At 66.1% G+C, this 19,217-nt stretch carries 26 protein-coding genes and 1 riboswitch; of the genes, 13 read left to right on the forward strand and 13 right to left on the reverse strand.

The window, feature by feature from the left end; all coding sequences use genetic code 11:
- Positions 1–55: 55 nt before the first annotated feature.
- A riboswitch (cobalamin riboswitch) is annotated at positions 56–206 on the forward strand.
- 108 nt (positions 207–314) lie between these two features.
- From D0C15_RS07880 to D0C15_RS35425, 8 genes are all read left to right on the forward strand, one after another.
- Positions 315–1,262: an ABC transporter substrate-binding protein gene (locus D0C15_RS07880; RefSeq protein WP_211323122.1), complete on the forward strand. Its 948-nt coding sequence runs from the start codon at positions 315–317 to the stop codon at positions 1,260–1,262.
- A gap of 1 nt (position 1,263) precedes the next feature.
- Positions 1,264–2,307: a FecCD family ABC transporter permease gene (locus D0C15_RS07885; RefSeq protein ID WP_245975628.1), complete on the forward strand. Its 1,044-nt coding sequence runs from the start codon at positions 1,264–1,266 to the stop codon at positions 2,305–2,307.
- Positions 2,304–3,089, forward strand: a complete 786-nt coding sequence (locus tag D0C15_RS07890) for an ABC transporter ATP-binding protein (RefSeq protein ID WP_116042197.1) — start codon at positions 2,304–2,306, stop codon at positions 3,087–3,089. Before D0C15_RS07885 ends, D0C15_RS07890 begins: the two co-directional genes overlap by 4 nt.
- A 20-nt stretch (positions 3,090–3,109) precedes the next feature.
- Positions 3,110–3,904: an SDR family oxidoreductase gene (locus D0C15_RS07895; RefSeq protein WP_116042200.1), complete on the forward strand. Its 795-nt coding sequence runs from the start codon at positions 3,110–3,112 to the stop codon at positions 3,902–3,904.
- Between the two features lie 8 nt (positions 3,905–3,912).
- A complete protein-coding gene (locus tag D0C15_RS07900; RefSeq protein ID WP_245975629.1) occupies positions 3,913–4,461 on the forward strand; it encodes a hypothetical protein in 549 nt (182 codons plus the stop codon).
- A gap of 91 nt (positions 4,462–4,552) precedes the next feature.
- Positions 4,553–4,759, forward strand: a complete 207-nt coding sequence (locus D0C15_RS07905) for a hypothetical protein (RefSeq protein ID WP_116042203.1) — start codon at positions 4,553–4,555, stop codon at positions 4,757–4,759.
- Positions 4,756–4,917, forward strand: a complete 162-nt coding sequence (locus D0C15_RS33990) for a hypothetical protein (RefSeq protein ID WP_162829945.1) — start codon at positions 4,756–4,758, stop codon at positions 4,915–4,917. Before D0C15_RS07905 ends, D0C15_RS33990 begins: the two co-directional genes overlap by 4 nt.
- Positions 4,914–5,036 carry a hypothetical protein gene (locus tag D0C15_RS35425; RefSeq protein WP_281270675.1) on the forward strand — a complete coding sequence of 41 codons (123 nt, stop codon included), beginning with the start codon at positions 4,914–4,916 and terminating at the stop codon, positions 5,034–5,036. Before D0C15_RS33990 ends, D0C15_RS35425 begins: the two co-directional genes overlap by 4 nt.
- Positions 5,037–5,089: 53 nt before the next feature.
- On the opposite strand, the gene D0C15_RS07910 is transcribed toward D0C15_RS35425, so the two are convergent.
- Both D0C15_RS07910 and D0C15_RS07915 read right to left on the reverse strand, forming a co-directional pair.
- Complete coding sequence (locus tag D0C15_RS07910; protein ID WP_116042205.1) at positions 5,090–5,275, reverse strand: DUF397 domain-containing protein; 186 nt, start codon at positions 5,273–5,275, stop codon at positions 5,090–5,092.
- Positions 5,272–6,123, reverse strand: a complete 852-nt coding sequence (locus D0C15_RS07915) for a helix-turn-helix domain-containing protein (protein WP_116042207.1) — start codon at positions 6,121–6,123, stop codon at positions 5,272–5,274. The genes D0C15_RS07910 and D0C15_RS07915 overlap by 4 nt, the downstream gene beginning before the upstream one ends.
- Positions 6,124–6,266: 143 nt before the next feature.
- Here D0C15_RS07915 and D0C15_RS07920 point away from each other — a divergent pair, with 143 nt between their 5' ends.
- The 5 genes from D0C15_RS07920 (at position 6,267) to D0C15_RS07940 (ending at position 8,008) form a co-directional block, all read left to right on the forward strand.
- Positions 6,267–6,497 carry a hypothetical protein gene (locus tag D0C15_RS07920; protein WP_116042210.1) on the forward strand — a complete coding sequence of 77 codons (231 nt, stop codon included), beginning with the start codon at positions 6,267–6,269 and terminating at the stop codon, positions 6,495–6,497.
- Entirely contained in the window at positions 6,494–6,796 is a 303-nt protein-coding gene (locus tag D0C15_RS07925) for an HC3 family zinc finger protein (protein WP_342768559.1), read from the forward strand. The genes D0C15_RS07920 and D0C15_RS07925 overlap by 4 nt, the downstream gene beginning before the upstream one ends.
- A 331-nt stretch (positions 6,797–7,127) precedes the next feature.
- Positions 7,128–7,388: a hypothetical protein gene (locus D0C15_RS07930; RefSeq protein ID WP_116042212.1), complete on the forward strand. Its 261-nt coding sequence runs from the start codon at positions 7,128–7,130 to the stop codon at positions 7,386–7,388.
- A 144-nt stretch (positions 7,389–7,532) separates the two neighbouring features.
- Entirely contained in the window at positions 7,533–7,766 is a 234-nt protein-coding gene (locus D0C15_RS35655) for a type II toxin-antitoxin system HicA family toxin (protein ID WP_116042215.1), read from the forward strand.
- Entirely contained in the window at positions 7,763–8,008 is a 246-nt protein-coding gene (locus D0C15_RS07940; RefSeq protein WP_116042217.1) for a type II toxin-antitoxin system HicB family antitoxin, read from the forward strand. Before D0C15_RS35655 ends, D0C15_RS07940 begins: the two co-directional genes overlap by 4 nt.
- 100 nt (positions 8,009–8,108) lie before the next feature.
- On the opposite strand, the gene D0C15_RS07945 is transcribed toward D0C15_RS07940, so the two are convergent.
- The 11 genes from D0C15_RS07945 to D0C15_RS07995 are packed head-to-tail and all read right to left on the reverse strand — an operon-like array spanning position 8,109 to position 19,175.
- Complete coding sequence (locus D0C15_RS07945; RefSeq protein ID WP_116042220.1) at positions 8,109–8,384, reverse strand: phage fiber-tail adaptor protein; 276 nt, start codon at positions 8,382–8,384, stop codon at positions 8,109–8,111.
- 12 nt (positions 8,385–8,396) lie between these two features.
- The gene (locus D0C15_RS07950) at positions 8,397–9,434 is read right to left on the reverse strand and encodes a hypothetical protein (RefSeq protein ID WP_116042222.1); all 1,038 of its coding nucleotides are present in this window, start codon (positions 9,432–9,434) and stop codon (positions 8,397–8,399) included.
- 26 nt (positions 9,435–9,460) lie between these two features.
- Positions 9,461–9,889, reverse strand: a complete 429-nt coding sequence (locus tag D0C15_RS07955) for a hypothetical protein (protein WP_116042225.1) — start codon at positions 9,887–9,889, stop codon at positions 9,461–9,463.
- 3 nt (positions 9,890–9,892) lie between these two features.
- A complete protein-coding gene (locus D0C15_RS07960; RefSeq protein ID WP_116042227.1) occupies positions 9,893–10,108 on the reverse strand; it encodes a holin in 216 nt (71 codons plus the stop codon).
- Positions 10,105–11,070 carry a peptidoglycan recognition protein family protein gene (locus D0C15_RS07965; RefSeq protein ID WP_116042229.1) on the reverse strand — a complete coding sequence of 322 codons (966 nt, stop codon included), beginning with the start codon at positions 11,068–11,070 and terminating at the stop codon, positions 10,105–10,107. Before D0C15_RS07965 ends, D0C15_RS07960 begins: the two co-directional genes overlap by 4 nt.
- A 14-nt stretch (positions 11,071–11,084) precedes the next feature.
- Positions 11,085–12,317, reverse strand: a complete 1,233-nt coding sequence (locus D0C15_RS07970) for a right-handed parallel beta-helix repeat-containing protein (RefSeq protein WP_116042232.1) — start codon at positions 12,315–12,317, stop codon at positions 11,085–11,087.
- A 1-nt stretch (position 12,318) separates the two neighbouring features.
- Positions 12,319–12,549, reverse strand: coding sequence for a hypothetical protein (locus D0C15_RS07975; RefSeq protein ID WP_116042234.1), 231 nt, complete (start codon positions 12,547–12,549; stop codon positions 12,319–12,321).
- 17 nt (positions 12,550–12,566) lie between these two features.
- A complete protein-coding gene (locus D0C15_RS07980; RefSeq protein ID WP_162829947.1) occupies positions 12,567–13,559 on the reverse strand; it encodes a hypothetical protein in 993 nt (330 codons plus the stop codon).
- Positions 13,560–13,580: 21 nt separating this feature from the next.
- Positions 13,581–14,729, reverse strand: coding sequence for a siphovirus ReqiPepy6 Gp37-like family protein (locus D0C15_RS07985; RefSeq protein WP_116042240.1), 1,149 nt, complete (start codon positions 14,727–14,729; stop codon positions 13,581–13,583).
- Complete coding sequence (locus tag D0C15_RS07990) at positions 14,726–15,586, reverse strand: phage distal tail protein (protein ID WP_162829948.1); 861 nt, start codon at positions 15,584–15,586, stop codon at positions 14,726–14,728. The genes D0C15_RS07985 and D0C15_RS07990 overlap by 4 nt, the downstream gene beginning before the upstream one ends.
- A gap of 1 nt (position 15,587) precedes the next feature.
- A complete protein-coding gene (locus D0C15_RS07995; RefSeq protein WP_116042245.1) occupies positions 15,588–19,175 on the reverse strand; it encodes a phage tail tape measure protein in 3,588 nt (1,195 codons plus the stop codon).
- Positions 19,176–19,217 lie beyond the last annotated feature (42 nt).

Genomic DNA, 19,217 nt, shown 5'->3' on the forward strand with positions numbered 1-19,217 from the left:
ACACCCCGGAAACACAGCGGCACCTACTCAGACTACGGATTCAGCCGCGTGATCTGTAACGATCTGGATCGCTGGTAGCGTCCACCTGACGCGAAACGGCAGCGAAGTCCGGTGTGACTCCGGCGCTGTCCCGCAACTGTGATGCCCCGGCCACCCTTCGTGAGCCAGGGCCGAGCCAGGTCGCCTGCCGTTCGCCGACGCCACCCGCCTCCGGCGCAGGGGTGCGGCGTCCAGGACCGTTTCGACGGTAGGGCGCGGTCCCGCGCCACCGATCAGTCGAGGTCACCATGCCTGTTTCCGTTCCGCGAAGGCGCATGTTCCGGCAACGTCCGCACGCGGCCGCCGCACTCGCCGCGCTCCTGCTCGGTGTGACCGGCCTCGCCGGCTGCGCCGACCGAGAGGACAGCGCCCCTCAGGAGGCGGCGGACAGCAGCTTCCCCGTCACCGTGCAGGCCGAAGGCGCACCCGCGGTGACCATCGAACAGCGCCCCGAGCGGATCGTCTCGCTCTCGCCCTCCGCCACCGAGACGCTGTACGCGGTGGGCGCGGGAGAACAGGTCGTCGCGGTGGACGATCAGTCCACCCATCCGGAAGAAGCCCCGCGCACCGACCTCTCCGGGCTGAACGTGGATCCGGAGGCGATCCTCACGCACAATCCGGACCTCGTCGTGGTCTATGCCGATGCGGACAACAAACTGACCGAGACACTGGGCAAGGCGGGAACGCGGACGCTGGTGCTGCCCGACGCAACCTCCCTGGACGACGCGTACGCGCAGTTCGAACTGGTCGGCAAGGCCACCGGACACGCGGCGGAAGGCACCGAACTGGCCGCGCGAACCAAGGAGGATCTCGAAAAGATCGTCGCGGACACCCCGAAACCCGAGCAGCCCCTGACCTACTTCCACGAACTGGACCCGACCTACTACACCGTCACCTCGGCGACCTTCATCGGCGGCGTGTACGAGAAGTTCGGTCTGGTCAACATCGCCGATGGTGACGACCCCACCGCGTCGAGCGGTTATCCGCAACTGTCCGCCGAGACGATCGTCGAGGCCAATCCCGACCTCGTCTTCCTCGCCGACGCCCAGTGCTGCGGCCAGACCCCGGAGACGGTCGCTGAGCGGCCCGGCTGGGACACGCTGAGCGCCGTGCGGAAGGACCGGGTCATCGTGCTGGACGCCGATGTCGCCTCGCGCTGGAGCCCGAGGGTCGTCGACTTCGCCCGCACGGTGTCGGCGGCTATCGCTCCGGCGAGCAACTGACTTGAGTTCCACCCGCGCTCGCACCACCACCCGGCTGCGGCCACGGACCCTGCTGATCGGCCTGCTGGTCCTGGTCGCGGTCATGCTGCTGGCGCTACTGATCGGCGCGGGCGATCTCGGTTGGCGCAGGGTACTGGCCGAGATCGTCGCCCAGCTCAGCGGCGGCACATCGCCGCTGTCCGAGCGAGAGGCCGCGATCGTCTGGCAGATCCGGTTGCCGCGAGTGGTGCTGGCCGGGCTGGTCGGCGCCGCACTGGCGAGTTCCGGAGCGGCCTTCCAGGGCGTGTTCCGCAATCCGCTGGCCGATCCGTACCTGCTCGGTGCCGCGGCGGGAGCCGGGATGGCGGCGACCATGGTGGTAGTCCTGGCTCCCGCCGTGAGCGACTGGGTGATCGGACCACTCCAGCTGGCCGCGTTCGCGGGTGCGCTCGGCGGCGTGGGGCTGAGCTGGATGCTCGGGCGTTCCTCCGGTGGCACCGGCACGGCGACGCTGTTGCTCGCCGGGGTGGCCGTCGCCTCGTTCCTCACCGCCGTGCAGACCTTCGTGCAGCAGCTCAACACCGAGACGATCAGACAGGTCTACACGTGGACGCTCGGCGGGCTGAACATCAGCAGCTGGCATGAGGTCTGGCTCGCGCTGCCTTACATCGCCGCATCCGCGGTCGTGCTCTGCGTGTGCGCACGCCTGCTGGACGTGCTGACCCTCGGCGACGCCGAGGCTTCCTCGCTGGGGGTACGACCTGGCCGGGTGCGATTGCTGCTGCTCGTGGCCGCGTCGCTGGCGACAGCAGCGGCGGTGTCGGTGAGCGGGCTGATCGGGTTCGTCGGCATCGTCGTACCTCACCTCGTGCGCATGCTGGCCGGCGCCTCCTACCGCGTCATCATCCCGATGTCGCTGATCGGAGGCGCCGCCTTTCTCGTCGTGGCCGACCACGTCGCCAGGACGATCATGCCCGGCGAGCTCCCACTGGGCGTGGTGACCGCGTTCGCCGGTGCGCCGTTCTTCGTGCTGGTGCTGCGCACAGCCAAGGTGAGGTCGCTGTGACCGCGCTGCGGCTGCGGGGCGTACAGGCGGGCTACTCCGGAAAACCTGTGGTGCGCGGGGTTTCCCTGGACGTTCCGGTCGGCGGCTGGCTCGCGATCATCGGTCCGAACGGCGCGGGAAAGTCCACTTTGCTCAAGGCGATCGCGGGCATCGCGGACTTCACGGGCGACATCGTCCTGCACGACAAACCGGCAGCCGAGCTGTCCCACAGGGAACGGGCTCGCGAGGTCGGCTACTCGCCGCAGAACCCAGCGCTGCCCGACGGCCTGACCGTCACTGACTACGTTCTACTCGGTCGCACCCCGCACCTCGGCAGACTCGCAAGGGAATCCTCCCACGACCTGTCCACTGTGGACGAAGTTCTGCATCGGCTCGATCTCGGCGACCTCGCGGGACGGCCGCTGCGCACACTGTCCGGCGGGGAACGGCAGCGTGCCGTTCTGGCACGGGTACTCACCCAGCAGACCAGGCTGCTGCTGCTCGACGAGCCGACCACCGGGCTGGACATCGGTCACGCGCAGGCGCTACTGGAGCGTCTCGACCGGCTACGCCGCGAGGACGGGAGCACGGTCGTGACCACACTGCATGACCTCACGTTCGCCGCGCAGTACGCCGACCAGTTGCTGTTGCTCGACGGTGGTGACGTGGTGGCGGCAGGGCCACCGGCCGAGGTGCTCACCGCCGAGCGGCTCGCCCGGCATTACGACGCTACGGCGGAGGTGCTGACATCCGGCCATGGCCATCCAGTGATCACCCCCGTTCGCCCCTTCCATAAAAACTAGAACCTGTTACATTTCCAGGCATGATCCTGGACCGTTTCCGGCTCCCCGGCTCCGTCGCCGTCGTCACCGGTGCCGGGCGCGGCATCGGCGCGGCGACCGCGATCGCCCTGGCCGAGGCGGGCGCGGACGTCGTGCTCTCGGCTCGCACCGAGGACCAGCTCGGCGAGGTGGCCGAACGCATCGCCGCCACCGGCCGCAAGGCCCACGTCGTGGCCGCCGACCTCACCGACACCGAGGCCGCAGCCGGGCTCGCCGACGCCGCGATGAGCGCCTTCGGCAGGCTCGACGTGGTGGTCAACAACGTCGGCGGCAGCATTCCGTGCCCGCTGGCAGACACCTCTGTGCAGTACCTGGAAGAGGCCTTCCACTTCAACGTCTCCACCGCGCACGCCCTGACCAAGGCCGCCGTGCCACTCATGCTCGATGGCGAACGGCCCGGCGGTTCGGTCGTGAACATCTCCTCGGTCATGGGCCGGGTGGCCGGACGCGGCTTCCTCGCCTACGGCACGGCGAAGGCCGCGCTCGCGCACTACACGCGGCTCGCCGCGGCCGATCTCGCGCCCCGAATCCGGGTCAACGCCATCGCGGTCGGCTCGGTCGCGACCTCGGCCCTCGACGTGGTCCTGAACAACGACGAGGTGCGCACCAAGATGGAGTCGTCGACGCCGATGCGCGCCATCGGTGAACCGGAGGACATCGCGGCGACCGCGGTGTTCCTCGCCTCCCGAGCGGGTGGCTACCTCACCGGCAAGGTGCTGGAGGTCGACGGCGGCCTGCAGGCACCCAACCTCGAACTGGGTCTGCCCGATCTGTAGGAGGTTTCGTGACAAAGCCCTATCGAGTGGTGCAGTGGAGCACCGGCAACGTCGGCCGCAACGCCATCGCCGGTATCGATGCCCGGCCCGATCTCGAACTGGTCGGCGTGTGGGTATCGGATCCGGCCAAGGCGGGCAGGGACGCGGGTGAGCTCGCCGGGCTCGGTCGCGATCTCGGGGTGCCGGCCACCGACAACGCCGACGAACTGCTGGCGCTGCGGCCGGACTGCGTCGTCTACACCGCTATGGCCGACGACCGGATTCCCGAGGCGATCGAGGATCTGCGACGCATCCTGCGCGCTGGAGTCAACGTCGTGTCCAGCAGTCCGGTGTTCCTGCAGTTCCCGGATGGCGTCGTACCGGACGAGGTCAGCGGGCCGGTCCGGGACGCGGCAGCCGAGGGCGGCGTGTCCCTGTGGGTGAACGGAGTGGACCCCGGGTTCGCCAACGACTGGCTGCCGCTGGTCCTCACTGGAGTGTGTGAGCGCATCGACGAGGTGCGCTGCCTGGAGATTCTGGACTACAGCACCTATGACAACGCTACGCCTTACGAGTAGCACCAGGGTTGACCTGCGGTGAGGGAGTCAGACTAGCGGCGCGCATCGTCGGGAGACAGAAGCGCCGCCGCTCCTCACCGAGGAGCCCCCCATGCGCATCCGCGCCTACCTGTGGCCCGCCGCTGGCCAGTCAACCCACGCCCGCGTCGTCGACTCTCGCGGTTGGCGAATCGCCCGCATCTTCGCCTACCCGATCCTCGCCGGTCTCGCCGTCGTGATCTTCACGGGCTTCATCAACCCCACCCTGATGCACTCGGACGTCACGCCCGAGGGCGCACAGGTGGTGGAGGTCCGATGATCGAGGAAGAGTACGCGCGACTGGCTGGCCAGGTCGCTTTCCTGGTCGGGTACTACGACTACCGGGGGTCTGTGCCTGTCGAGCTGCTCCAGGTGGCGCTCAACGATGGCGACGTGCGCCAGGCAGTGAAGGACCACGCGAAGGCGGAGGGCACATGATCCGCCGGTTCTTCCGCACCGTCGCCGACGTGGTCGTGACGATCGGCGTGCACCTTGGCATCGTCCGCTGGCCACGGGAGAGGCCACGGTGGCCACGCTCCGACCACGACAGGCGCTGAAACGAGAGCGGCCCCCTGGAGTGTGTGTCCAGGGGGCCGCCGCATTGGTGTGGCTAGGCGCGCTTCACGCTCGCAGTGAACGATCGCCAAGCGGCCGATGTGAGCGCCAAGGAGCCACCGGTACGGTCCTTCGTGTCGCGAACCATGGCGGAGTGGCTATATGCGACCTCGACGCAGTTGGTTTCGGTGCTGCTGTAACTCGACTTGCGCCACGTGTCGGGGTCGCGCGGTATGGTCATGTCGTCGTCTCCAATTCAGTGATGACATCGGCGATGAGCCCCTTGGATGCGGTGGGGCTCATCGCCACTTCTTTCACCCTATCCACGGCATCCCGGTACGCGTTCACGTCGTCCGGTTCGTGGAAGAACAGTCCAGCGCGGCGGTTCTCGAGGTGCACGATCGGCGGCTGGTGATCAGAGTCGACCAGCACGAACGGGCCCTCGACTGCAGGCGACCATCCCGCGGTGGCGGGCACCACCCGCAGGTCCACATTCGGCAGGTCCGCGAACTTCACCAGATGGTGCAGCTGGTCGAGCACCACCAGACGTCCGCCGATCTCCTGCCGAAGCGCGGCCTCACCGATGAGCGCCAACAGCCTCACCGGGTCGCGGCGGGTCAGCACTTCCCGCCGGCCGACGCGCACCGCTACACGCGTCTCGATCTGGCTCGACGCGACACCACCGGCGATCATGATGGCCCGGGCGTAGTCCGCGGTTTGCAGCAGCCCGGGGATCAGCAGCGGGGACACGTCGGTGATCTGGGTGGCGGTGCGTTCGAAGTCCAACAGTGCCGCCATTTGCCGTTCACGGTCCGCGCTCCTGATCGACAGCCAGTGCGGGTCGTCGCTACCGCGGGCCAGCTCCAGGAGCTCGGCGCGCTCGTCGCCGTTGACACCCAGCACTCCGAGGACGGAGGCGACGTCTTCGGTTTGAGGTGAGCGTGAGCCGGTCTCCCACCTAGACAGCGCACTGTGGGAGATGCCCATCTGCTCGGCCAGGCCACGCACGGAGTAGCCAGCGGCTTCGCGCTTTTCACGGAGTCTCGCTCCGAGCGCGCGGGCCTTCGGGGTGCCAGTGGTGCCAGACATGCACCACATCATAGGGGAACCGAAACCAGGTGGTTGCGTGTCACTCGGATGGTGCATTGCCCTGCACGGTGACAGCGGTGACACTAGTGTGGCACCGCGGCACCACTGGTCAGCCAGAGACAGCCTACCGGGGAGGCGATCACATGGGCACACCAGAGTGGAAGTCCTTCACGGTCACCAACGCGCGCACCGGATCCGGGCGACGTATCGCGATCAAGACCGGTGTCGCCGTAGTCGGCAACGCGGAGCATTTCGCGGTCGCGATCGACGACGCACCCCCCGTCCTGGTCGACCTGGAAGACGGGAAACGTCTGGCCGCGAACATCTATGTGGGGCTGGCCGAGAAGGACAAGCGCGACCGGGAGCAGCGATGACTCTCCGATGGCAGCAGGCCGAAGGCAAACGGCACGCACTCGACATCAACAGTGGCCACCCCCAGCCAGGCGTGGAGTTCCGGGCACTGTGCGGAGCGGAGGTCACCCCGAAACGGGGGGACTGCCACCGAGCCCGGCGGGAAGTGGTTGGACCCCACCTGCTGGGACTGCGACCGGGTGTGGCGGGAGATAGAGCACTTCCCGAAGTTGGTGGCGCCATGAGCGTGTGGATCAACGACAAGGGCGAGGTCCGCGACATCGACGCGTCCGGGTGGCCCATCGAAGACGAAGACGACTAGATCTCCCGGTCGGCGCGGGTGAGCGCCGCCAGCCTCCAATCCCCCAGAGCTGGCAGCGCATTCCCCTCCCCCGCCCCCGCGCCGACCGGGGTACCAGCCTCACCCCGAGGGACCGGTCACGCGCCGCCGGTCAGGAGCCCCGGAGCAGCCTCCCTTCCCGCAGGAGGCGCCCGGGGCTCCCCTATGACCACCCCGTTACAGAAACGGGGCGAACCAACTACCATCCGACACACACAGGAGGACCGCCCATGTACCGACGTCTACTCGCCCTGCTCCGTTACGACCACGCCTGCGTGCCCAGCAAGAGCGGCTCCGACCACTTCTGCCAGGTGTGCGGCTCGCCCTGTCACTGCTGATGGCACGCCGCTACCGCACCGCACCCCGCCGGAACTGGCGCCCGTTCATCATGTTCGGCACGTGGGGTCTGTTCTTCGGCGGGATGATCGTGGCCTCACTCATCGCCCAGTGGACCCAGGACCCGGCGGCGGTCATCGAGAAGCTCAAGTCGCTCGGGTACGGCGGCACGTTCCTACTCGTGACCCTCGGGCCGTACTTCTGGTGGCTGCAGTACCGGCACCCCGACGAACTCTGACTACCGCTACGCCAGACGGGTGACAAATCCGGCGCGAGATCACAACCCAGCATCGTGCGTTACGACACAACAGACCGCGACGATGCTCACAAAGAACAGCGCGCCGCAATGTCACGAGTCAGTATCGAACTGTAGTGGAGGGTTATGTCGCCGGAGAAACCTGCCGATCCTGAGTTGCCCAGCGTCCTCAACCAGACCACTGCCGTGAAGCTCCTGAAGCGGCACGGATGGGAGAAGACGCAAGGCACGAGGCACATCAAAATGATCAAACCAGGACACCGGCCCATCACACTTCCGCGTCACACGAAGGACTACTCAGTACGGCTCAGCAGGGCGATAATGAAACAAGCGGGCATCATCGCCGGAGGGACACCATGAGCGATCAGGAGACAGTGAAACTAACCGTCCGTATCCACCCAGACTCGGACGGGCTGTGGGCCGAAGTCGTCGAGCTTCCCGGATGCTTCGCGACGGGCGACGACCTCGACGAGCTGTGGCAGTCCGTGGAGGAGAACATCAGCCTCTACCTCTCCGACGACGACAAGCAGGTGTCCGCCCACATCGAAAACGACGGCGACGTGCTCGAGGAGCCGCGCGAGTTCCGACTCTGCAGCGCCTGACCCCCCGCACGCAAAGGAAGCCCCCCGCTCAACCATCCATCAGGACGGGAGCGGGGGGCACTTTATGTGATCCCGTAAAGTTGCTGGTCAGCGCATGGTTCTACCGTTCCTGCACATGGATGGTGATGGACCGATCGTCGGTGCGGCCGAGGTTGGTGGTGACGCGGTTCGTCACCCGGTACTCCTGGCCGACCGTGCCACCAGACAGCCAGATCGTGGCATCCGTGGTGGTGTTCGACGGCGCTGGCGTGGCCTGAACAATGCCGTCCGGGACAATCCACGTCGACGTGGAAATGGTCTCGGCTTCTTCCAGCCACTTCGCCCACGACATGCGGTAGTCCAGTACAGCGTTCGGGTCGTGCACATACGACGACACAGAGTTCCCCCCTCAATCCACGGACAGTGTTCGTTCCCCAGCGGGGACGCTTGTGGCTCGTGACTCGGTAGCCACGGTTGTGGTGCGGATGCTGGCAGGCACGATGTGCGTCCTCGTCTCGGCAGGGACCGTGTGGGTGCGTTCGAGAGGTGTGACAGCGATCTGCCCGCCAGTAACCTCGACGGTGCCGAACACTTCACCGGAAACAATTCCCTCAGGGGTGATGCTCGCCCCGCCCACTGTGAGCGTGGGTGCGCCGAACGTCTCCGACGACCCGATACCCGCAGGATGCAGGGTGAGGACGAGTGTGGGTGTGCCCCACTGCTCCCCTGATGTGATGCTGTCGGGTGCGATGGTGGCGCCGCCACTGGACACCACCGGAGTCCCGAACGCCTCGACTGAGGCGATAGCCCCCGGCGAGACGGCGACCTCTCCAGGGGAGAGCGTGGCAGCGCCGAACACCTCGCCCGTGGCAATCCCCGCGGGCTGGATGGTGAGGCTCGCCGAAACCGCAGGGTTCCCGAACGCCTCAGCTGAGGCGATGGAGGTGGGCGTGACGACCTGTGCGCCGCCACCACCGGACGGAGCGTCATCGGCCACCACTGTGTCGACGTAGAACGTCGTGCCAGCGGTGTTGTCGCCGGTGATCTCGCAGTACAGCCTGGTCGTGGTGGCGGGGGAAGTGGATAGCTTCGCCGCCGACCTCCACTCGAGCTGACTCGTGGAGATGGCCATCGGCTCCTCGAGCAGTACTGTGCCACCGTCATTGCGCCACATGAACGTCAAGGTCGCGGTTGACCCGGTCAGGGGTCCGCCTTTGACGTTCCATTCCAGCCCGTAGTCGTGGCTGGCGACCACGCCAGAGGACCAGCCGGGCCAGTTGTTGAGGTTGACGCCCCACGCGCCCCCGGAACAGCTGATCTTCAGCGACCCGGTGCCGAGGTTGGCGTCTTCCGTGGTCTTGGCGACGGTGCAGCCGTACCAGGCGGCCCAGTTGCCCGTCCCCGCATCCTCGAGCTCGGCTGATTGGGCCGGGATGATGTTGGCCACGGCTCACCTCCGAGCAGGTAGAGCGGTCAGAGCTTGAAGATGAAGTTCGGAGATCCGCCCCACGCCACGGTTATGTCGCCACCATTCGGGGTGACCGGAAGGCCTGTGGCTGAGTCGATGTAGGCCACCAGGCGGGCCGACGTTTCCGCCAGCGCCGCCCCACCCACCGTCAACGCGTGCTGGTAGATGACCAGCGCCTCCGACGGATCCCCCGACACCGCGGTGAACGTGATGTCGGCGGCGTCCGCCACTCCTGCGGTGACGGTGGTTGATCCCAGCGCCGCCGAGGTGGCGACACGGGCAGCGGCAGGAACCGCAGAGAGGAACTGGTCCGTCGCGAGGTTCACCGCGTAGTCGAGGGTGTCGACCAAGATCACGCGGAACTCGTGGGTGTTCCAGTCCAGATCACCGGCGAGGAACGACTCCCTGGCCTTGTCGTACAGGGCGTTGGCCACGGGTTACTCCTTTGCCAGCGACGCGGTGTTCGGGTCGCCTACCTTGCGGGCGGCCAGGGCCTTGAGTAGCGACACCAGTGCCGTGCCACCGCCGACACCGAGAGCGGCTTTCCAGTCCAGGGTGAGGACGTTCACCGCGTCCAGGCCGGTGACGGTGAGAGCGCCACCAGCGAACGACGCGATGACCCGCTCGGTGAGGTCCTTGAAGTAGGTGTTCATGCTGTCTGTCCTTCCGGTCCGGTGATGTCGATGTCGACGGTGACGGTGCCCTCAGTGAGGGCCTTGCGGGTGCCGCGCTCGGCGGCTGCTGCGACGGCGTCCAGGTCCCGGGCCTCCCCGGCCTCGTCCTGCCTGTGTGCCTCTTCGAGGCCGGCGACCATGCCCCGGGTGGCGAGGGCTTCGGTCTTGGCGTCGGCGAGCTCTTGGATGGCGGGGATGTGCTTGCCGTCGCGGAACACTTTCCGGTCGATCCACACGGCACGCTCAACCCACGCGCGCACCTTGTCGTCCATGAGTGCCTTCAGGACGCCGTTCTTCACCCAGAACTCGAACTCCTGACGGTCGGGCATGTCGTCCTCCTGTCCAAACCCCGCCTTGATGCGGGGGATCACGATGTCGACCAACTGCCGGATGCGGACGTCACCGGGGCAGGTCTTGCCCAGGGACCGGGACCAGCGGCGCCCACCGGGAACGCGCCACGCGTCGTACGGCCAGCCACGGGGCCGGTACGAGCTGGAGTGGTCGCAGCCCTGCCGGTGGTAGCCGATCCCCCGCCGACCCGGTTTGGTGTCGGGAATGAGCACGGGCGGGATGCCGTATTCGAGGCACACCCAGATCCCGAGCTCGACCAGCGAGTCGATCTGCTTCGGCGACCACGGCTGGTCCGAGTCGGCACCATCCGAGGTTTCGATGGAGATGACCTCGTGCTTGCCGTCCAGGTTGGCGTCCGCGCCGTAGTCGGTGTCCTGCCACTGGATGACATGCCCATCTCGGGCACCGTCAGAGCTGCCCCCAACCCCGAAGTGGGATTCGGTGCCGTAGTAGCCGTCGTCGTCGAAGTAGTTGTCAGTGCCCATCAGGGAACCGACCATGGTGTGGAAGCAGAGGATGTTGTGCTCGGTCATGCGCGGCTCGGTCTGCTTGCCGAGCGGACGACGTTCGGCCCCTGAGTACCACGCCATGTCAGCCTCCGGTGTTATATGGCTTCGTAGGAGCCGTGCAAGAAATAGGTGTAGGTGTCGGTCCCGGACTGGTACATCAGCACCATTCGCCCATCAGGCCACACACCCAGAACGCCCTCACCGGCCGACGCGTTGGAACCCTTCAACATGGACACGGTGGTGAGCACCGATGGCCGCGCGATAGACGGCAGGACGGAAATGATGGTGCGCTGGCTCGCGGACTTGGGGATCACACCACCCCGGAAATGCACCGTGTCGCCGTCCACCATGTACTCCGGCGGATAGGTGGTGTTCGCGGTGAAATCCTCACCCAAAGGGAGGGGCCGCCAGTTCTGGAACGGAACGTTGTTGCTGCCGATCCGGGTCTTACCGCGGTCGTAGTAGTTCGCGACCAGGGCATCGTCGCCGTAGCCGATGATGTGATTCCCCACCACTGTCCCGTCGGCAGGTGTGTTGGCGATCCCACCGAGCAGCACACCCTCCCGCACGGTCTGCCTCGATCCACGGGAGTCGACGAAGTTCCCAGACACCATGCAGTTCTCCGGTGCAGTGACGCGGGTCGAGTTGCCGGTTACGAGCGCAATCCCCCGCGGGGATGCAGTGACGGTGTTACCTGCGATAGTGATCCCATCCCCGCCGTGGGTGTCGATTGCCTCCCAGTCAATCAAGTGCACCCGGTTCCCGGTGATGGTGATGTTCCTCGACCGTGCGGCCACCGTGTTGTCCGCGTCCGTGACGGCGATGCCGTAGCAGTTGAGCTGCCCAATCAGTGGGGAGTCCCAGATGTTGTTGCCGTTGACGACCACACCGTCACAGGAGATCTGCATGACCCCGGAGTACAGGAACCTCTTGATGATGTTGTCGTTGACGTAGGCGTCCCTCACCCACTCCAACCACACGTTGTCCGCTCTGGAACCGGACATGAAGGAGTCGTGGATGGAGATGTTCTCCAGAGGAGCGGCAGACGTACCTTGGACGTGGATGAGTTTCTGCGCCGAGTCGAAACCCCCAGAGTAGGACCAGCCCCCGCCGATCTTGATGCGGTTGAACTCCACGTTCGAACTGGTGACGTGGAAGCCTGTCCCGTCAGGAACGGAGTAGGACCCTCCGATGATCCTCACCGGAACATCGACCACCACTGGGGATGACAGGGTGATGGTGGTCCCGGTGTCCACATACACCTCGCCGCCTGCGGCGATCGCTGCACGCAACTCGGCCTCAGTGGTGACCAGTTCGTTTGTCTTCATGTCATGCCCCCATTGCCGTGTTGAACGCTTGCACGATTCCTCCGCTTGCTGCGGCCGCAATCCCCGCTGCGAGCCACACTTTCCGTTCGAGTGACCGGAGACGGTTTTCGTGGTCGGCGATGTCCTTAACTTCGCTGCGCATGTCACGAACCTCGTCGTGCAGTGACCGCAACTCGCCGTAGATCTGGTCCATCGTCACCACCGCCACCAAGCCAGGCATCGGTTCAGGCATCAGTAATTCCTCCGTTGTCAGCCGAGCCCGTACAGGGTGAAGACGCTCCCGACTTGGAACGACCCGGATTCGCTGAACACGTGCAGATCGTCCACGGCGCTTGAACTGCCCGACCCGTACCAAATGCCGCCGTTGCTGACCACGGTGAGACCACCGGACCCAGCCAGGTGTGAACCTTGGCTCGACACGGATTTCCCCACCTGACCGGTCTTCGAGTAGTGGGCAATCAGAACTTCGTACGCCGAGTGGGAACTCACACCGGTGGGGGTGGAATATCCGATCTCGATACTGCTGGCGGCGTTCAACCGGTTCCCTGTCACCGATGTGCCGCCGGCGGCGAGAGTCTGCCGGTCGTAGCTCGCACTGGTGTCGCTGTTCAGTTGCAGCAGGACCCGGGTTCCACCGGCGGCGGTGACCCTGCTGGAAAAGATCAACCGGAGATGCTTGAACGTGTTCGGGAGGCTGGAGAACTTCACGAACGTCGCCTGCGCCGTCAACACCTTCTGCTCGAGCATCGCGCCCGGCCCGTGATCGGTGTACACGTAGCGGGTGCGGTCATCGGTCACATCCGATGAGGTGATCCCGGTCGCCCCGGCCGCCACGGACACCTGTGCCAGCGACACCTCCCACACGGAGGTGTTGGTCGTCAGCGTCGGCAACACTGGCGTGGTGGCCGCCGTCCCCGTGAGGACATCGACCTCCACGCGGTTGTTCACGAAGTCAGCGCGGATCACCACCCTGTCCAGGCGTGCGAGTGTCGCGTGCGCGGCCGCGATCGGGAGAGTCTTGACCGACGCGTTCTCGCCGTAGTGGCCCTGGATCCAGCACTCCCCGGTGTCGACCTTCACCTGCATCCCGGAGGAGTCGCCGAAGGCGTTGAACCGGTTCCCAGCGGTGCGGATGATGCCGGTCTCCAGCATGTAGCGGGCGAACTTCCGCCACGTGCTTTCCATGGTGTTGGCACCGGGGCCATCATCGAACGGTGCGTACACGTCGAGTGACGTAGGCACAACTCACCTTCTCTCGTCGTGTCAGCGGGCCTCGAGGCTCCGCACCTGCTGCTTGAGTCGACGTATCTCCCGGAAAATCCGGAACACATCGGCTTTCGCGGGAGTAGCCACCACCGGGGTGATGCGAGTCGAACTGCGGGTCACGGAGAGCTTCACCTCACGAATCAACTCCTGCACCGCCCCACCACCGGTGGGGGATTCGGATCCCACAAACACGGCGGTGACCTTGTCGCCCAGGCCGTAGTCCCGGCCGAACATCTGACCCTGGGTGTCGAGGATCGCGATCTCGAAATCCGTCTGCTCGGACTTCTCCGCCAAGGTCTCCGTGATCTTCTGGTCGAGCTCGGTGGTGTCGGCAGTGTCGCGCCGGTCCTCAAAGGTCTCCCGCCGGCCCCACGTCGCGTAGTGCCCGGCGTCCTGCCCCTCGCGGATGGTGCGTGCCGTCCCCTCGCCCTGCCCACCTACGAACACGTAGGTCGCCTCGGGAGACTTCGACTTGATCCGACCACCGGTGAGATTGCCCAACGGGACGGAGAACTTCACGTCCTCGCTGCGGTCGACTGGTTGATACACCTGGAACTCGATTCCGGCGTCAGTGGCGACGCACCGGAACCCCACCCCGCCGGCGAGGGCGAGCCCCTGCAGATCCGTGAGGAGTTGCGTCCAGCGCACCTTCCCCGACACCGTCGTCCCCACACCTGGGTCGGCCGCGAGAATCAGCCCGGGCTCTCGCCTGGCCGCCACAGCACCCGGGCCGAGGTTCACGTCCACGTACTGACGCAGCACCGTGGAACACACCCCGCTCCGCACGTCGTACGCCGTCGAGTTGTACGGCGGCGCCGACTGCGCGGGGGAAGGATGCGACACCCGCCACGACAGGTACACGTTGTCGTCCCACCCCGACAGGTTCAGGGTGTCGGTGTTGCGGTCGTAGATCTGCTCCCGCTCGTCGATCGGCCCGGAGAACAGGGTTTCTTTCGTGTCCGCGTTGACCACCACGATCCCGTAGCCGGGGGTGGTGAGTTCGACGAGCTTGTTCGACTTGCGGGACACGGACAGGCGCCACGTGCCGATGTCGTTGAACCGCAACGTCGCCTCGAGTTGGCGGAACCCGTCGACCAGCCCGACTCGTTCACGGTCGCGGTCGCGGACATACACCTCCCAGTTCATGTGGTGAGGTAACGAGGCCGGAACCGGAGGTCCACGGACGAAGTGGAGTCCGAGCTGGACATCTGCACCCGGACCGTGTTCATGCCCTTCTGTAGCGCCCACAGAGACGACTCGTGACTGACGTAGCGGAACGCGTTAGACCCGTCCCCCAACGTCAACGTCTTCTTCTGCTCCCGGGTGTCGACGATGAGGGATTCCCCAATGCCGAGAGTCAGACCCCCGTTCCGCGACAGTTCGATCTTCTCCCCCGTGGTGAGGTTGTCCAACACGATCACCGCCCCCGGGCCTTGAACAGTCCACACCGGCCACGTCTGCACATCCCCGGCGTTGTCAATCGTGTTCTCCGCAAACACCTCGGAGGACGTCAACCGGAGAGGGAAGAACGGGAAGAACGACGGCGCCTCACCCGTGGTGAACGTGAACGCGGTGTCCGATGTGGCCTGCCAGTACGGCTGCACCGCCCGCACCACCACCGCGATCCGCTGATCCGTGGGGGTAGCGGTCTCGCCGAGGATCTCGTCCACACCCATGCCACCAGACACCCGGCACACGAGCTCCCGCACATCACCGATGGGTGTGGTGACCCGCAGAACACCTTCACCCCGGTTGGGGTCCATCGCGTACGCCAAGTCCCGCAGCGCGGTCCGCAACTCCCCCGCCGTATCGCGAGACACGAGGATCGGGACCGTCATCTCCCGCACCCCGTGCAGGCTCTGCCGCAACACCGCACCGGCCTGACCCGGAAGGGTGTCCTCGTCGAACTCCACCGGCGGCGCGAACCTGCCCCGCACAGCGAACTCCACCCTCAACGGAGTGACTACACCATCCGGGTCGACCCACTCGACAGACTCGGCCACGTCACACCCCCGACATGTGCTCGAGTCGCTGGAACTGCGCGACGAGGTCAACCCTGGTGTTCCCCGCGTCGGTGACAGTGAGGTTGTAGTTCTTCACCACCGTGGTTCCCGGCAACCCGGCGATGCCGCGTTTGGTGTCGAGGATCCGCACCAGACGCTCAAACGAGTCGGTCTGCCGCGGCGACAGAACCCGCTCCGGCCGGCCAGACATGTTCCGCCCTGTCTGGCCGTGGTTGAGGATTCCGCCGGTGTCATAACCACCGGCACGGTTCCAGCCGATCGGCGCGGCCCCGTATCGGGCGTTGGCGTAGCGGATGGACGCCACGATGTTCGCGAACGGGTCCCACACCCCCCGCCCCCTCAACTCCCTCGCGTAGGCGTTGAAGGTGGGGTCGATCGTCTGCATGAGCCCCTTGGACGGGATACCCCGCTTGGCGTTGATGTCCCACAGGTTGATCGCCCGAGGGTTACCGCCGGACTCCTGGTTCATCCTCCGCAGGAGAGACCCGATCCACGACAGCGGGGACCCGGTGTACGCCAGGGCCTGCATCGCGACAGCACGCCACCGAGCCACACCGGCACCGCCACCAGCCCCGCCCACGGACGACAGCAGGTCCAGGATGTTGCGCTCGGCGTGCTGCTGGATCCCCCGCAACAGGGCAGCTTTGGTGTTTCCCATGCTGCCGGTTGCCTTGAGGTTCACCATGCCGCCGCGCGCATACCCCTCGGGGAGACGCCCGTTGTTGATCGCCTCCAACAGGGGGAGGTTCTTCCCGACCTGGCTGGCCCGCACCACGTACTCGCCGGACGCCATCGGCACCAGCATGTTGTCGCTGTTCGACGGCGGCCCGGGCAGTCGCCCGCCCTGCGCCTTACCGGTGGACGACAGCAACCGGTTGGTCGCGGTCCCACCGGTGCCGGCCCCACCGAACCGGAGCTTCGCGTTGACGACGACGTCTTCGTTGTCGATCGAGTTCAGCAGCCGGTTCGCGTTGTTCTTGAAGAACTTCAGCCGGTCCATCGCGGGCTTGTCGTTCGCGCGAACATCGACGATCCGGGGTCGGTTGATGTCCACGCCCTCGTCGATGTTCAACCCCTGGCGGCGAGCCTCTTCGAATACTGTGGATCCGCGCTCGGCCATGCCCTGCGCGATCTTGTTGGCCGCTCCTTGGCCGATCTGGTTGGCGATGGCCGCGAGGATCGGCCCCGCCTCCGCCAGCCGTTGCGCGGCGCCGTCCGTGGCCTCCTTGCTTCGCTGGCTCCACAGGGTGACGACCTTCTTCAGCTCGGCGTCGGTCATCGTCGCCATCAGCGCGACCTGCGCCGCTCCCTCCGGGCCCATCTTCGCGAGCTCGTTGAGCATCGCCGGGGGCACGCGCGCCGCCAGCAGGATCAGGTTGTCCGACCATTCCCGCTGGGCATCGACCTGCTTCTGCAGTTCCGCGATGAAGTCCTGGGCGGTGACCTTGACGTCACCGATGTAGTCCGCCCACGAATCCGACGCGTCCTTCGTGGACTTCGCGGTGGCCTCCGCCAACTCGCGGGCCTTGTCCTCTTTGCCCTTCAGGGCATCGTTGTAGGCGGCGCCGAGGCCGACGAAACTGGCGAACGCCTCACTCCAGGCGTCCAGCATCTCCTGGGCGGCCTTCTCCGCCTCATCCCCGGTGACCCCGTAGGCCTCGGCCAACGCCGCCAAAGAGTTCTCCAGGCCCCCAGCGGAGGCCGCGGTACCGTCCAACGCTTCCGCGACGACCTTCTGCGCCTCAGCACCGTGCAGCCCAGCTTCGGCTTCCTGCTTCCACTTCGTCGTGGCCTCGTCGATGGCCTCGTTCTGCCCACCGATCACGCCAGTCAACTTGTTGACGTCCTTCGTCAACTGGCCCGTCGTGGACGCCACACCACCGGAAAGCGTCGACTCCCAGTTCTCGGTCGTTACCCGAGCCTCGTCGAGCCGGGCGTTCACCCTTTGCAGAGGACCGGGGAGGCCCATTGCTGCACCCAACAGGTCCTTCTGGGAGATCCCCAGCCTTTCAGCGGCATCCGCCGCACCCTCGGACTGCAGCTTGTTGAAGATCAGCGCCCCTGACTCCAGGGTCAGGGCACCGGTCTGCTCGTCGAGCGAGGTGGTGAGGTCGTCCACGTGCGCCGCGGCCTTGGCCTGCTGAGCGACGAAGAACCCCAGCGCGGTCACGGCTAGACCCAGCCCGAGCCCGAACTTTCCCGTCAGCAACCCGCCAGCGATGCCCAATCCACGGTTGACCCTCGACGCGCTCTTGCCCATGGTGTCCAGGGCGCCGCGGAACTCGACGATCTTCGGGACGGCCAGCAGCGCCGCTCCACCGACGAGACCGACGACGCCGACGAGTCCACCGAAGATCCACAACGCGGTCTTCAACGGGCCCGGCATTTTCTGCACCACGCCGATGAGGCCGGCGACGCCATCCGCGAACTCCCCCAGCACGGGCAGGACGGCCTGCCCGATCGTAATCCCGAGGTCGTTGATGTTGTTCTTGGCGATCTCCAGTCGCGCCCCGGTGGTTTGGTACTTTTTCGCTGCCTCCTCAACGAGGGCAGTGTTCTCCTCCCATGCCTGGCTGCCCATGTCCAGCGACTCCGACAGCAGATCCGTCGCGCCCTTGAGGCTCAGGACGGTGCGCAGGTCTTCGCTCGAGCGGATCCCCAGGTCCTTCAGAACACCGATGACGTTGCCACCGGAGGACTCGACACCGTTCAACCCCACGATGAAGTCGTTGATCGCACGCACAGGGTCGTTCCGGAACGCCTCAGCAAAGTCCTGGGCGGACATGCCCGCGACTTTCGCGAACCCCGCGACAGCGTCTCCGCCTTCGCTGACCGCCTCGTAGATCTTCTGCATGACCCGCGACATCGACCCGCCACCGGCTTCAGCGGAGATGCCGATCGACGCCATCGCGTTCGCCATGGCCAGAATGTCGGTCTCGGACGCCCCGATGAGCTTTCCCGCGCCCGCGAGACGCTTGGTCATCTCGAGGATCTCAGCCTCGGTGGAGGCACCGTTGTTGCCGAGCTCCACCAGGGCAGCGCCGAACCTGTCGACGTCCTTCTGGGAGGTGCCCATGATGTTCGCGATCTGGGCGATCGACGTGGCAGCTTCCTCAGCGGTGAGGTTCGTCGTGTTCCCGAGATCGATCATGGTGCGAGTGAACTCGGCGACCGCTTCCCGTTTGATCCCCAACTGGCCAGCGGCCTCGGCCACCGCCGCGATCTCCTTGTGGGAAGCAGGGAGGGTCCTCGCCATCGAACGCAGTTGACCCTCGAGCACGGCCATCTGCTCCGCGTTGCCGTCCACAGTCTTGGCCACACCGGTCCAGGCTGTCTCCCAGTCCATCGCCGCCTTCACCGCCAAGCCCGCGGCGGCGGCGACACCCACACCGACCCCCAGCATCGCCCGTCCAGCAGACTCCCGGAACCGCTCGATCTCGGCGTCCTGCTTCTTCAGCTCCTTCTCGAAGACCTTCGCCGACGCAGCAGCGGACCTCATGCCCTTTTCGAACTTCGAGGAGTCCGCAGACACCTGGACGTTCAGGTCACGCCGGGATTCCAGAGCCATCAACCCACCCCTTCGGACCTATCGCACGTAACGGAACCGGCG

This window comes from Amycolatopsis palatopharyngis, from assembly GCF_003385185.1.
In the GTDB taxonomy this organism is placed as follows: Bacteria; Actinomycetota; Actinomycetes; order Mycobacteriales; family Pseudonocardiaceae; genus Amycolatopsis; species Amycolatopsis palatopharyngis.

Coding starts and splice junctions, on each gene's coding strand:
- D0C15_RS07880 (WP_211323122.1), top strand. CDS start 315: ATGTTCCGGCAACGTCCGCACGCGGCCGCCGCACTCGCCGCGCTCCTG.
- D0C15_RS07895 (WP_116042200.1), top strand. CDS start 3,110: ATGATCCTGGACCGTTTCCGGCTCCCCGGCTCCGTCGCCGTCGTCACC.
- D0C15_RS07905 (WP_116042203.1), top strand. CDS start 4,553: ATGCGCATCCGCGCCTACCTGTGGCCCGCCGCTGGCCAGTCAACCCAC.
- D0C15_RS33990 (WP_162829945.1), top strand. CDS start 4,756: ATGATCGAGGAAGAGTACGCGCGACTGGCTGGCCAGGTCGCTTTCCTG.
- D0C15_RS35425 (WP_281270675.1), top strand. CDS start 4,914: ATGATCCGCCGGTTCTTCCGCACCGTCGCCGACGTGGTCGTGACGATC.
- D0C15_RS07910 (WP_116042205.1), bottom strand. CDS start 5,275: ATGACCATACCGCGCGACCCCGACACGTGGCGCAAGTCGAGTTACAGC.
- D0C15_RS07915 (WP_116042207.1), bottom strand. CDS start 6,123: ATGTCTGGCACCACTGGCACCCCGAAGGCCCGCGCGCTCGGAGCGAGA.
- D0C15_RS07920 (WP_116042210.1), top strand. CDS start 6,267: ATGGGCACACCAGAGTGGAAGTCCTTCACGGTCACCAACGCGCGCACC.
- D0C15_RS07925 (WP_342768559.1), top strand. CDS start 6,494: ATGACTCTCCGATGGCAGCAGGCCGAAGGCAAACGGCACGCACTCGAC.
- D0C15_RS35655 (WP_116042215.1), top strand. CDS start 7,533: ATGTCGCCGGAGAAACCTGCCGATCCTGAGTTGCCCAGCGTCCTCAAC.
- D0C15_RS07940 (WP_116042217.1), top strand. CDS start 7,763: ATGAGCGATCAGGAGACAGTGAAACTAACCGTCCGTATCCACCCAGAC.
- D0C15_RS07960 (WP_116042227.1), bottom strand. CDS start 10,108: ATGAACACCTACTTCAAGGACCTCACCGAGCGGGTCATCGCGTCGTTC.
- D0C15_RS07965 (WP_116042229.1), bottom strand. CDS start 11,070: ATGGCGTGGTACTCAGGGGCCGAACGTCGTCCGCTCGGCAAGCAGACC.
- D0C15_RS07970 (WP_116042232.1), bottom strand. CDS start 12,317: ATGAAGACAAACGAACTGGTCACCACTGAGGCCGAGTTGCGTGCAGCG.
- D0C15_RS07975 (WP_116042234.1), bottom strand. CDS start 12,549: ATGCCTGAACCGATGCCTGGCTTGGTGGCGGTGGTGACGATGGACCAG.
- D0C15_RS07985 (WP_116042240.1), bottom strand. CDS start 14,729: ATGAACTGGGAGGTGTATGTCCGCGACCGCGACCGTGAACGAGTCGGG.
- D0C15_RS07995 (WP_116042245.1), bottom strand. CDS start 19,175: ATGGCTCTGGAATCCCGGCGTGACCTGAACGTCCAGGTGTCTGCGGAC.